Consider the following 13,880-nt stretch of genomic DNA (forward strand, 5'->3'; position numbering starts at 1 on the left):
TATTATCCTCCATAATCCTTATAGCGATTATGGAGGATTTTTTTGTATCTGCAAACCTGTTGGATATTGGCTTTTCTGGTGAACTTGTGATCGGGGGGTATGCCATATTTCCCTTTATTTAACGTGGAGAATGGTGGATTTTCGGAGAATATATATATATTTGCATCAAGCGACATTATATTCTATATGGAGCAAGAATTGTAAATGACCTGATAGAAAAGCTAAGAAGAAAAGAATAACAATGGATAAAGGACAATTTCTATTATATCAGACTCCTGACGGTGATTCACAGATAGAGGTGAAGCTGCAAAACGATACTGTCTGGCTCTCACTTGACCAGATGGCAGAGTTGTTTCAGCGTAATAAGTCCACTATCTCACGACATATAAAGAATGTGTTGGAGGACGGGGAACTTGACGAAAATGAGGTTGTTGCATTTTTTGCAACAACCACTAAACACGGTGCTATTGAAGGAAAGCTACAGAAGCATCAAGTGGCTTTTTACAATCTCGACATGATTATCAGCGTAGGCTACCGCGTACATTCCTACCGTGGTGTTCAGTTCCGTATATGGGCAACCAAGGTATTGAAGGAGTATATTGTGAAAGGATAAGTAAAGTCTGCTCTACATATCAACCACACCTTAATTATATCAGAATACAAGCCCTGATGATCGATTGTGCTTAACTCCCAATCGGTCATCAGGCTGTTTTTATCTCACCACGATTTCATCGGTGAAGAGCCATCCGAATTCGGTGTCGCAGCTGCCCTGCACTCTCACGTAGCGTGCCTTCCGGCTGCCATGCCATGCCTGAGTGCGGTAGCCCACACGACAGGGGTCGCGCTGCGGCTGGTCTTGCGAATACACCTGGGTGAATGTCTTGCCGTCTTCGCTCAAAGACACCCGATATTTGGTAGGATAATAAATCCACGGACCGAGCGACTGCATAAATACCGCCGACACCTCATGCAGCTTCTGTATGCTGCCCATGTCTATCGTCACGTCGAGACACCATCCATCGGTGCCTGTGAAGCCCTGCCACCTCTTGTCGGCATAGGTCCATCCGCCACGCACTCCGTCAACAAGCGCCTGTTCGCCACCGGCAGTGTATTTGGGATGCAACGGTGTGTTGTAGGTCACACGGCAGCCGCGAGCCTTATGCTTCACGGGAGTGAACGACTCCTTGCGCTCTCCTATCTCATGACGAAGGTCGAAGGCGTGGATTCCCATAGCCCTCACCGTGTCACACTCTGCCAAGGCACGACGGTGGAAATCGGCATAGTCTTTCTTCTCTGCTCCGTTCCATCCTATCTCGGCTATCGCCATAGCACGTGGCCAGAACATATACTCCATCTGCTCGTCAGACGGTATGTATTCTGCCCACAGGTTAGCCTGCAAGCCCGTGATATGGCGGCGCTCGTCGGCGGTGAGGTCATCGCCCGGCACGTAGTCATACATCTTCTTGAGTGTGAGGTATCCGCCCATCGCCGTAGGCTGGGTGATGGGAGCATCCTGATATCTGTCGATATAGCAGTAGTCGCCCGGCGAGAGCACCACATCGTAGCCGTGCTCGATAGCCTTGCGTGCCAGGTCGGTCTCTCGCCACACCATCACAGTGGTATTGGGGGCGAGACGGGAGGCTATAACCTCGTCCCATCCCACGAGACGTCTGCCGTGGGCATTGAGGAAATTGCCGAAGTGGGTGATGAGATGTGCCTGCAGTCCTGCCTTGTCGGTATGCAGCTCTTTCATCATGCGCTGGCAGAGCAGACAGTTGTCCCAGGCTTTCATCACTGCCTCGTCGCCTCCCACATGGATATATTCCGAAGGGAATATGTCCATCACCTCAAGGAGCACGTTCTCCATGAAATCGTATGTTGCCACACTGCCGGGACACATGTCGGAATCCTTGTATGGCTCATGCGAGCATGACAGTTCGGGATAGGCGGCGAGCACTTCTTCTGAGTGGCCCGGCATCTCTATCTCCGGCACTATCGTTATGCCCCGGTCGGCGGCATAGCTTACGAGCTCACGCAGCTGGTCCTGGGTGTAATACCCGCCGTAGGCTCCCGGTGTGCCCTCCTCCACGTATTTTCCGCCGTTGTCGGTCCACTCCTGCCATGTGGCATAGGGACGCCAAGCGGCGAGGTTGGTGAGCCGGGGGTATCGCTTTATCTCTATTCGCCATCCGGCGGCATCGGTGAGATGCAGATGCAGGCGGTTGAACTTATATCGCGCCATGGCGTCGATCTGACGCTTCAGGAAGTCGATGGAACGGAAATGACGCGACACGTCGAGCATCATCGAGCGCCATTTGTATGCCGGTGCGTCTAACACATCGCAGCATGCCACTCCCTTCTTCGTAGTCAACTGTCTCACCGTAGCCCAAGCCAGACGGAAGCCGTCGGCACTGGCGGCTCGGATAAGGATGGTGTCGGGAGAAACATGCAACTGATAGGCTTCGGCTTCTGCCCCATCTTTCAGCGTCAGTCCGGCTATCGACTTTGGAGACAGTCTGTCGAATATCATCACCTGACGGGCGCCTCCCTTGCTAACAGCCATCCATGGCTCGGAATAGATGTTGCGGGCGATGTCCCCCACCCTGTTCTCCACTCTCACTTGTCTGCCACGGGTATGGAATGTGCCTTTGGCTGGCGCACACGACTGTGGTTTGGGTAGTATGCCCTGTGCTGACGCCTTGCCCTGCGGCGTGGCCACGGCAAAGGTGAGGACAAGGCTCATGGCGAGTGTCTTCACTCTTTTGCGTATTCTTCTGTCTATATTCATGTGATATTATGTTTTCTGTATTCCAACTTAGGTTTCCTGTGTTTTCTATGTCTTTGCAAAGATAATGCAAAAAAATGAAAAGACACAAGACTTTCATTTAATCAAGTCCGAATTCAGAATCTGCACGAGATTGATGCAGTTTTCAAAGGAATCTGCACGAGATTGATGCAGAATTTGAAGAAAACTGCACAAATTTGATGCAAAAACGGGTATAAACTTCGTGTAAAAGATATTTATTGAATTAAACCATATGCGAGAAAGGAGTGAAACAGATTATTGAAACAACATCTCATACAAGGAAAAGCGGCATGAAGGAGAAATCAGAAATCTCCCTACATGCCGTTTTATTTTCGAATAAAACAATCTCCTAAGCCCCAAGTCTGACCTTAACGTCAGACTGGATATGGAGCAAATCTACTATCACTTTATACAATTACGAATAATGACATGCGAAAACACGATGAGGGCTGTCCCATATCAACAGGACAGCCCTCATAGCGTTTATTGTTTTCAGAAAGAGAATGGCGGAAGCTGTGGTCCACCCTTCTCTTAATCATGTATAGTCAGAATTAGTTCTCCTCAACGGTCTGCTTGTCGGAGTAGTCGATTACGTTCTTGCGGTTTGCCTGCATACGGTCGTGCTCCTCCTGAGAGCCAACGATGATTTTCTCAAACTCGCGAAGACCGGTACCGGCAGGGATGAGGTGACCGCAGATAACGTTCTCCTTCATACCCTCAAGACGGTCTACCTTACCGCGGATAGCAGCCTCGTTGAGCACCTTGGTGGTCTCCTGGAAGGATGCTGCCGACATGAAGCTCTTGGTCTGGAGGGCAGCACGTGTGATACCCTGGAGAATCTGAGTAGATGTAGCAGCCACTGCATCACGCACCTGAACGAGCTTGAGGTCGCGGCGCTTCAGACTTGAATTCTCGTCGCGCAGACGACGGGCTGTAATGATCTGTCCCTTCTGGAGTGTGTCGCTGTCGCCAGCATCCACTACAACCTTCTTGCCCCAGATGCGGTCGTTCTCCTCAGCGAAGTCGAGCTTGTCAACCATCTGCTGCTCGAGGAACGTGGTATCGCCCGGATCGTTGATCTGAACCTTACGCATCATCTGACGAACGATGATCTCGAAGTGCTTGTCGTTGATCTTCACACCCTGCAGACGGTAAACGTCCTGTACCTCGTTGACGATGTACTCCTGAACGGCGGTAGGACCCTTGATGGCGAGGATATCGCCAGGGGTGATAGAACCGTCGGAGAGCGGTGTTCCGGCGCGTACGGCGTCGTGCTCCTGCACAAGGATCTGCTTAGAGAGCGAAACGAGATATTTGCGCTGCTCGCCAGTCTTCGATGTAACGATGATCTCACGGTTACCACGCTTTACCTTGCCCATTGTAACCTCACCGTCGATTTCTGACACTACAGCAGGGTTGGATGGGTTGCGGGCCTCGAAGAGCTCTGTTACTCGTGGGAGACCTCCCGTGATATCTCCTGCCTTGCCGACAGAACGTGGAATCTTGACGAGAGTGACACCGGTTGCCACCTTCTGACCGTCTACCACCACAACGTGACCACCCACAGGGAGGTTGTATGTTCCAATCACCTCGCCGTTCTCATCTATGATGTCGCAGGTTGGCACCTTGCTCTTGTCCTTAGACTCGGTGATGATGGTCTCGGTAAGTCCGGTGGTATCGTCGGTCTCTGAATGGTAGGTAACGCCCTCGATAACGTCGCGGAACTTCAGCGTACCGGCATACTCTGTAACGATGACGGCGTTGAATGGGTCCCACTTGGCGATTACCTCACCCTTGGCGAGCACATCGCCTGCCTTGTGGTAGAGCGAGCTACCGTAAGGCACGTTCATAGAAGAAAGCGTGATGCCTGTATGTGGATCGATGAAGCGGATTTCAGCCAGACGGCTCACTACCATCTCGCACTCGCGGTCGCTGCCATCGTCGGTTTTTTCAACGAATGGCACCGTGCGCAACTCATCGAATTCAATCTTTGAATCGTTCTTTGCTACGATAGTGGCATTGGCGGCTGCGTTGGCAGCCACACCACCGGCGTGGAACGTACGGAGGGTAAGCTGTGTACCAGGCTCACCGATAGCCTGTGCGGCGATGACTCCTACTGCCTCACCCTTCTGAACCATACGGCTGGTAGCAAGGTTACGTCCGTAACACTTCATGCAGACGCCGTGCTTGCTCTCGCAGGTGAGCACTGAACGGATCTCGACGCTCTCGATTGGAGAGTCCTCGATAGCCTGGGCGATAGACTCTGTGATCTCGTCGCCGGCAGCCACGATGAGCTCGCCAGTCTGAGGATTCACGATATCGTGTACTGACACACGGCCGAGGATGCGCTCATAGAGGGTAGAGATAACCTCGTCGCCGTTCTTCAGAGCTGTGCATACAAGTCCGCGCAATGTGCCGCAGTCTTCCTCGTTGATGATGACGTCGTGAGAAACGTCAACAAGACGACGAGTCAGATATCCGGCGTCGGCAGTCTTCATGGCGGTATCGGCAAGACCCTTACGGGCACCGTGGGTAGAGATGAAGTACTCCAACACGCTCATTCCCTCCTTGAAGTTAGACAAGATAGGGTTCTCGATAATCTGTGCACCCTCAGCACCAGCCTTCTGTGGCTTGGCCATAAGTCCACGCATACCGGCAAGCTGACGGATCTGGTCTTTAGAACCACGGGCTCCAGAGTCAAGCATCATGTATACGGCGTTGAATCCCTGATCGGCCTCTGTCATCTGCTTCATCAATACATCACCGAGCTCGTTGTTGACGTGAGTCCAGGCATCGATTACCTGGTTGTAACGCTCCTTGTCGGTGATGAATCCCATATTATAGTTGTCAGTAATCTGACGTACTTCGTCATTTCCACGCTGAACGAGTGCTTTCTTCTCCTCTGGGATGATGATGTCGTCGAGGTTGAAGGAAAGTCCGGCGAGGTATGCCATACGGTAACCGAGGTTCTTGATACCATCGAGGAACTCGCAGGCACGGGCGAAACCTACTGCCTTGATAACATCAGAGATGATGTCACGCAAGCTCTTCTTGGAGATTACCTTGTTTACGTAACCTACCTCGTCTGGAATGATGCCATTCACGATTACACGACCTACTGATGTCTCTACGAGTTTCTGCTCGTAGCCACCATTGTCGGCAAGGTCCTTGACAACGACCTTGACCTGGGCGTGGAGATCACAACGGCCTTCGTTGTGGGCGATGATAGCCTCTTCCGGACCGTAGAATGTAAGGCCCTCTCCCTTAGCACCCGGACGGATCTTGGTGATATAGTAAAGACCAAGCACCATATCCTGTGACGGCACCGTGATAGGCGCACCGTTGGCAGGGTTGAGGATGTTGTGGCTCTGGAGCATCAGAATCTGTGCCTCGAGCACTGCCTCGTTGCTCAATGGGAGGTGGACAGCCATCTGGTCACCGTCGAAGTCGGCGTTGAACGCAGTACAAGCCAACGGATGGAGCTGGATTGCCTTACCCTCGATGAGCTTAGGCTGGAAGGCCTGGATACCGAGACGGTGAAGCGTAGGGGCACGGTTAAGGAGAACCGGATGACCCTTCATCACATTCTCAAGGATATCCCAGATAACAGGCTCACGACGGTCAACGATCTTCTTGGCGCTCTTCACTGTCTTCACGATGCCGCGCTCGATGAGCTTGCGGATGATGAATGGCTTGTAGAGCTCTGCTGCCATCAGCTTAGGAAGACCGCACTCGCCCATCTTCAGCTCAGGACCAACGACGATAACTGAACGTGCTGAATAGTCGACACGCTTACCGAGGAGGTTCTGACGGAAACGTCCTGCCTTACCCTTCAGAGAGTCGGAGAGTGACTTCAACGGACGGTTTGACTCGCTCTTCACGGCGCTGCTCTTGCGGGAGTTGTCGAACAAACTGTCAACAGCCTCCTGAAGCATACGCTTCTCGTTGCGGAGGATTACCTCTGGAGCCTTGATCTCGATGAGTCGCTTCAGACGGTTGTTACGTATGATGACACGACGATAAAGGTCGTTGAGGTCGGATGTGGCGAAACGTCCACCATCCAGCGGCACCAACGGACGGAGCTCCGGTGGAGTGACAGGGATGATCTTCATGATCATCCACTCAGGACGGTTCACGTTGCTGCTTCCACGGAATGCCTCTACCACCTGCAGACGCTTCAGAGCCTCTGTCTTGCGCTGCTGTGATGAATCGGTATTGGCGCGGTCGCGGAGTTCGTATGAGAGTGAGTCGAGGTCGAGACCTGCCAAGAGGTCGTAGATAGCCTCGGCTCCCATCTTTGCGATGAACTTGTTTGGATCTGAATCATCAAGATACTCGTTGTCCTCTGGAATCTGATCCATAAGATCGAGATACTCGTCCTCTGTGAGGAGGTCCATCTTGTGGGAACCATTGAGTTCCTCTTCCTTCTCAGGATCCATTCTGCCAGCCAGCACACCTGGCTGCACAACGATATACTTCTCATAGTATACCACAGAGTCGAGCTTCTTGGTAGGCAGTCCGAGCAGGTAGCCGATCTTGTTCGGCAATGAGCGGAAATACCAGATGTGGGCCACTGGAACTACAAGCTCGATATGGCCGGTACGCTCACGACGTACCTTTTTCTCGGTGACTTCCACACCGCATCGGTCGCAGACGATGCCTTTGTATCTGATACGCTTGTACTTTCCGCAGGCACACTCGAAATCCTTTGTAGGACCGAAGATGCGCTCGCAGAAGAGTCCGTCGCGCTCCGGTTTGTATGTACGGTAGTTTATGGTTTCAGGCTTGGTAACCTCACCGAATGAATTCTCGAGGATTTCCTCTGGCGATGCTAAGCTGATGGTAATCTTCGTGAAATTACTCTTTATCTTTGTATCTTTCTTAAAAGCCATAATTCTTGTTTATATATGTATGAGTAAAGAGTTGCAATATTAGTCGAGGGTAACGCTCAGACCAAGGCCACGCAGCTCATGGAGCAACACATTGAGAGACTCTGGGATGCCGGCTGTCGGCATAGGCTCGCCCTTGACGATTGCCTCATAAGCCTTGGAACGGCCTACTACGTCGTCTGACTTGATGGTCAGAATCTCCTGCAATACATGACTTGCACCGAATGCCTCGAGTGCCCAGACCTCCATCTCTCCGAAACGCTGTCCACCGAACTGCGCCTTACCACCGAGTGGCTGCTGGGTGATGAGTGAGTACGGACCGATAGAACGGGCGTGCATCTTGTCCTCTACCATGTGGCCGAGCTTGAGGAAGTATGTGATACCCACTGTAGCCGGCTGGTCGAACATCTCTCCTGTCTCACCGTCATAGAGGTGCATAGAACCGAGGTTTGGCAAACCTGCCTTGTCTGTCCACTCCTTGAGGTCGTCGAGGTGGGCACCGTCGAAGATAGGAGTAGCGAACTTCACGCCGAGACGCTTTCCGGCAGCACCGAGGATAGCCTCGAAAATCTGACCGAGGTTCATACGTGAAGGCACACCCAATGGGTTGAGCACCAAGTCAACAGGACGTCCGTCCGGCAGGAACGGCATATCCTCCTGGCGAACGATCTTCGACACGATACCCTTGTTACCGTGGCGTCCGGCCAACTTGTCGCCGACACCGATCTTACGCTTCTTGGCGATGTATACCTTTGCCATCTGCAGGATGCCCGATGGCAGCTCGTCGCCGATGGTGATGGCGAACTTGCGACGCTTGTTCTCTGCATCGAGAAGCTTTGCCTTCTTCAGGAAGTTTGTGATGAGCTTTGAAATCAAGCCGTTTGTATGGTCATCGTCAGTCCAGTTGTTCGACTGGATTTCCTCATAGTTGATGTTCATGAGCTGGGTAGCGGTGAACTTGCTGCCCTTTGTGATGATCTCGGCACGTGAATAGTCCTTGATGCCCTGGCAAACCTTGTCCTCGGTGAGAGTCAGGAGCTTGTCAACGAGGATATCCTTCAGGTCGTCGATCTTTGCCTCATACTCCTCGTCTATCTTGGCAAGGATAACCTTGTCCTTCTGCTTTGAAGCACGGGTCTTGATAGCACGAGAGAACAGCTTCTTGTCGATTACCACACCGCTCAATGATGGGTTGGCCTTCAATGAAGAATCCTTCACATCACCTGCCTTGTCGCCGAAGATGGCTCTCAGAAGCTTCTCCTCTGGTGACGGGTCGCTCTCTCCCTTAGGAGAAATCTTACCGATGAGGATATCGCCTGGCTCTACACGGGCACCGACACGGATGATACCGTTGTCGTCGAGGTCCTTGGTTGCCTCTTCGCTGACGTTAGGAATATCGTTTGTGAACTCCTCAGTACCGCGCTTTGTCTCACGCACGTCGAGAGAGAACTCGTCGACATGAACAGATGTCAGCACGTCGTCACGGACGATACGCTCGTTGAGCACGATGGCGTCCTCATAGTTGTAACCCTTCCATGGCATGTAGGCCACGAGCAGGTTGCGACCGAGTGCGAGCTCGCCATCCTCTGTAGCATAACCCTCTGTCAGGATATCGCCCTTCTTCACTCGCTGTCCCTTGTTGCAGATAGGACGGAGGTCGATGGTCATGTTCTGGTTGGTACGACGGAACTTAGGTATGCGGTATTCCTTGAGCGCCGGCTCGAAGCTTACGAATTCCTCGTCCTCGGTTCTGTCGTAGAGGATACGGATTGTGGTAGCGTCAACATATTCGATAACGCCTTCGCCCTCGGCAGTGATCATAGTACGTGAGTCTACACATACCTGCTTCTCGACGCCGGTACCTACGATAGGTGCCTCATTGTGGAGCAATGGAACTGCCTGGCGCATCATGTTGGATCCCATCAACGCACGGTGAGCATCGTCATGCTCCAAGAATGGGATGAGTCCGGCAGCGATAGAAGCGATCTGCTGTGGAGAAACGTCCATGAGGTCAACGTCTGTCGGTGGCACGACTGGGAAGTCGGCATCCTGACGACACTTGACAACCTCGCGGATAAACGTACCGTCGTCATTCAACGGAGCATTTCCCTGACCGATCACGTGGTCTTCCTCATCCTCAGCGGTAAGGTAAACGACATCCTCGTTCTTCAGGTCTACTACACCATTCTCGACCTTACGGTATGGAGTCTCGATGAATCCGAGTTCATTTATCTTGGCATACACACAGAGAGAAGAGATAAGTCCGATGTTAGGACCCTCAGGACTCTCGATAGGACACAGACGACCATAGTGTGTGTAGTGAACGTCACGAACCTCGAATCCGGCACGCTCTCTTGACAGACCGCCAGGTCCGAGGGCAGAGAGACGACGCTTGTGGGTTACCTCAGCAAGCGGGTTGGTCTGGTCCATGAACTGTGACAATGGGTTGGTGCCGAAGAATGAGTTGATGACACTTGAGATTGTCTTGGTGTTGATCAAGTCTGTTGGCTTGAACACCTCATTGTCGCGCACGTTCATACGCTCACGGATTGTGCGGCTCATACGAGCCAGACCGATAGAGAACTGGTTGCTCAACTGCTCGCCGACGGTGCGTACACGACGGTTGCTCAGGTGGTCGATATCATCGACTGTAGCGTTGGAGTTAACCAGCTGGATGAGATACTTGATGATCTCGATTATATCTTCTTTGGTCAGGATACGAACATCCTCGTCGGTATCAAGACCCAGTTTCTTGTTGATGCGGTAACGGCCCACCTTGCCCAAGTCATAACGCTTGTCAGAGAAGAACAGGTTCTGGATAACCTCCTTTGCACTTGCCTCATCAGCAGGATCAGCATTACGCAGCTGCTTGTAGATGTAGAGCACGGCGTCCTTCTCAGAGTTTGTCGGGTCTTTCTGCAATGTGTTGAACACGATGGAGTACTTGTTTGCAGACTCGGCATCCTTGTGGAGAAGGATAGTAGAAGCACCGCTGTCGATGATGTCCTCCATGTTCTCCTTTGTGATGACAGTCTCACGCTCCATGATGACCTCGTTGCGCTCGATTGATACAACCTCACCGGTGTCCTCGTCAACGAAATCCTCATTCCAGCTCTTCAATACCGTTCCGGCAAGAGTTCTGCCAACGGCCTCCTTCAGATTCTTCTTGTTCACCTTAACCTCCTCGGCAAGGTCGAATATCTGCAGGATGTCCTTGTCTGACTCAAAACCGATGGCACGCAGAAGAGTAGTTACAGGCAACTTCTTCTTACGGTCGATGTAAGCGAACATAACGTTGTTGATGTCAGTAGCAAACTCAATCCATGAACCCTTGAACGGGATGATACGGGCAGAATAGAGTGCAGTACCGTTGGCGTGCACGCCCTGGCTGAAGAAAACGCCAGGCGAACGGTGCAGCTGAGATACAACAACACGCTCTGCTCCATTAATCACGAAAGTACCATTACTCGTCATATAAGGGATCGTACCGAGGAAGACATCCTCGATAACAGTACCGAAGTCCTCATGCTCAGGGTCCGTACAGTATAGTTTCATCTTGGCCTTCAAAGGCACACTATATGTAAGACCACGCTCCAGACACTCATCAATAGAGTAGCGAGGCGGGTCGATATAGTAATCCAAGAACTCAAGAACGAAATTATTACGAGTGTCGGTTATAGGGAAATTCTCAGAGAACACCTTGTACAAACCGTCGTTCTCACGTTCCTCAGGCGGAGTGTCCAACTGCAGGAAGTCTCTAAAAGACTTTAATTGCACATCGAGGAAATCCGGATACGGCATCGGATTCTTGATGCTGGCAAAGTTTACTCTGTTATCAACGATTTTAGAAGCCATTACAGATTTTTGTTACCGTTATATAAGCCACCATTGAATATATAGAAGACTCTCAAAGGAGAGCCGGAGCCACTGCTGCGGTGGTTAACAACAGAAGCGCAAAGACACAAAAAGGTTAAGACTCTTCTATTGGAAGAACCTTAACCTTAAATATTTTTTAATACTCAATTACTTGAGCTCAACCTTAGCACCAGCCTCTTCGATAGCCTTCTTCAGGTTCTCAGCCTCAGCCTTAGCCAAACCCTCCTTCAATGTAGAAGGTGCACCGTCAACGAGCTCCTTAGCCTCCTTCAGACCAAGACCGCAAGCCTCCTTAACAGCCTTTACAACCTGAAGCTTAGCGCCACCTACCTCAGCGAGAACAACGTCGAAAGAAGTCTTCTCCTCTGCCTCAGCTGCACCACCAGCAGCAGGACCAGCAGCAACAGCAACAGCTGCAGCAGCAGGCTCAATTCCGTACTCGTCCTTCAGGACTGTTGCCAACTCGTTTACTTCCTTAACTGTCAAATTTACCAATTCTTCAGCAATAGCTTTGATATCTGCCATTTTATTCTAAATTTTTATTGTTTTTTTAATGTTAATGTTAGTGACTTTAATTGTTTTTATTCAGGACGCTCGCCTAAAGTCTTAAGCACACCGTGGATAGTGTTTGCACCTGATTGGAGAGCTGAAACGACGTTCTTTGCAGGAGACTGAAGCAAAGCAACAATGTCTGCGATAACCTCGTTCTTGCTCTTGAGAGCTGCAAGTTCCTCAAGTTTGTCAGCACCTACGAAGAGACCTTCCTCAGCATAAGCACCCTTGAGTGTAGGAATACCCTCCTTGACATAGCTCTTCAGCAACTTAGCAGGAACATTAGCTGTGTTACAGAACAAAACAGCTGTGCTACCCTTCAAGCAGCTGTAGAGAGGCTCGAAATCGATTTCAGAAGCCTCGAACGCCTTGCGAAGAAGATTATTCTTCACAACAACCATCTGAATCTCACTCTTGAAGCACTTGCGGCGCAAGTCGCTTGTCTTGGCAGCGTCCAGTCCGTGAACGTCAACCAAATAGAAGTGAGCGAACTCTTTGAGTTTCTCGCCAAGTTCAACAACTATAGTATCTTTTACTTCCTTTTTCATTTTACAAAACTTTTAGAGTTATTCAACTGATTTAGGATCAATCTTGATACCCTTACTCATCGTACTAGAAAGATAGATACTCTTGATATATGTACCCTTAGCAGCAGACGGTTTCAACTTGATTACAGTAGCTATGAATTCTTTAGCATTCTGATAGATCTGCTCTGGAGTGAATGAAATCTTACCGATTGATGTGTGAATAATACCAGACTTGTCAACCTTGAAGTCAATCTTACCGGCCTTTACCTCCTTGACAGCCTTAGCTACATCCATGGTAACAGTACCGCTCTTAGGGTTAGGCATGAGTCCGCGAGGACCAAGCACACGGCCAAGAGGACCGATCTTACCCATGCAAGAAGGCATTGTTATGATAACATCAATGTCAGTCCATCCACCTTTGATCTTTTCGATGTACTCGTCAAGACCAACATAATCAGCGCCAGCTTCTTTAGCAGCAGCCTCAGCATCAGGTGTGCAGAGACAGAGAACACGTGTAACCTTACCAGTTCCGTTAGGCAGTGTAACAACACCGCGAACCATCTGGTTGGCCTTACGTGGATCAACGCCCAAACGCACATCGATATCAAGAGAAGCCTCGAACTTGGTAGTGGTAATTTCCTTTACCAACTCTGAAGCCTCCTTCAAAGAGTATGCTTTCCCTGCTTCAATCTTATCAGCTACTGATTTTTGATTTTTTGTCAGTTTACTCATTTTCTTAAGTTGAAGTTATAAATTATTTACCAGGGAAGTCCCCATTTACAGTGATACCCATACTTCTTGCTGTACCTGCTACAAGTCTCATTGCAGACTCGACAGTGAAGCAGTTCAAATCCGGCATCTTGTCTTCTGCGATAGCCTTGACCTGATCCCAAGTTACAGAAGCAACCTTCTTACGGTTTGGTTCAGAAGAACCCTTCTTTACCTTGGCAGCCTCGAGCAGCTGAACAGCAGCAGGAGGAGTCTTTATCTCAAAGCTATATGACTTGTCAGTATAGTAAGTGATAACAACAGGAAGAATCTTACCTGCCTTATCCTGGGTCCTGGCGTTGAACTCTTTGCAGAATCCCATAATGTTAATACCCTTAGAACCAAGTGCAGGTCCTACTGGAGGTGAAGGATTCGCAGCGCCACCTTTAATCTGTAATTTGATTAATCCAGCAACTTCTTTAGCCATTTCTTTGTTTATTAAAAATTGATTATTATAAAAGA

7 protein-coding genes and 1 pseudogene are annotated in these 13,880 nt (G+C 50.4%); 1 reads left to right on the forward strand and 7 read right to left on the reverse strand.

The window, feature by feature from the left end; translation table 11 throughout:
- Window positions 1-241: 241 nt before the first annotated feature.
- A pseudogene (locus ST42_RS07805) lies at window positions 242-610 on the forward strand (virulence RhuM family protein); the annotation flags it as partial.
- Window positions 611-712: 102 nt separating this feature from the next.
- Here ST42_RS07805 and ST42_RS07810 read toward each other — a convergent pair.
- The 7 genes from ST42_RS07810 to rplK form a co-directional block, all read right to left on the reverse strand.
- Window positions 713-2,788 carry a glycoside hydrolase family 20 protein gene (locus ST42_RS07810; RefSeq protein WP_231556971.1) on the reverse strand — a complete coding sequence of 692 codons (2,076 nt, stop codon included), beginning with the start codon at window positions 2,786-2,788 and terminating at the stop codon, window positions 713-715.
- A gap of 569 nt (window positions 2,789-3,357) precedes the next feature.
- Window positions 3,358-7,698 (reverse strand): DNA-directed RNA polymerase subunit beta', encoded by a 4,341-nt coding sequence (gene rpoC, locus ST42_RS07815; protein ID WP_044073083.1) that lies wholly within the window; start codon window positions 7,696-7,698, stop codon window positions 3,358-3,360.
- A 39-nt stretch (window positions 7,699-7,737) separates the two neighbouring features.
- Window positions 7,738-11,550 carry a DNA-directed RNA polymerase subunit beta gene (rpoB, locus tag ST42_RS07820; protein WP_022317237.1) on the reverse strand — a complete coding sequence of 1,271 codons (3,813 nt, stop codon included), beginning with the start codon at window positions 11,548-11,550 and terminating at the stop codon, window positions 7,738-7,740.
- A gap of 168 nt (window positions 11,551-11,718) precedes the next feature.
- Window positions 11,719-12,096, reverse strand: coding sequence for a 50S ribosomal protein L7/L12 (gene rplL / locus ST42_RS07825; protein ID WP_022317236.1), 378 nt, complete (start codon window positions 12,094-12,096; stop codon window positions 11,719-11,721).
- A 56-nt stretch (window positions 12,097-12,152) separates the two neighbouring features.
- Window positions 12,153-12,671 carry a 50S ribosomal protein L10 gene (gene rplJ / locus ST42_RS07830; RefSeq protein ID WP_022317235.1) on the reverse strand — a complete coding sequence of 173 codons (519 nt, stop codon included), beginning with the start codon at window positions 12,669-12,671 and terminating at the stop codon, window positions 12,153-12,155.
- 18 nt (window positions 12,672-12,689) lie between these two features.
- Window positions 12,690-13,382, reverse strand: coding sequence for a 50S ribosomal protein L1 (gene rplA / locus ST42_RS07835; RefSeq protein ID WP_022317234.1), 693 nt, complete (start codon window positions 13,380-13,382; stop codon window positions 12,690-12,692).
- A gap of 22 nt (window positions 13,383-13,404) precedes the next feature.
- Complete coding sequence (gene rplK / locus ST42_RS07840; RefSeq protein WP_022316015.1) at window positions 13,405-13,845, reverse strand: 50S ribosomal protein L11; 441 nt, start codon at window positions 13,843-13,845, stop codon at window positions 13,405-13,407.
- Between the last annotated feature and the right edge of the window lie 35 nt (window positions 13,846-13,880).

It is taken from the genome of Prevotella pectinovora, from assembly GCF_000834015.1.
GTDB lineage: Bacteria > Bacteroidota > Bacteroidia > Bacteroidales > Bacteroidaceae > Prevotella > Prevotella pectinovora.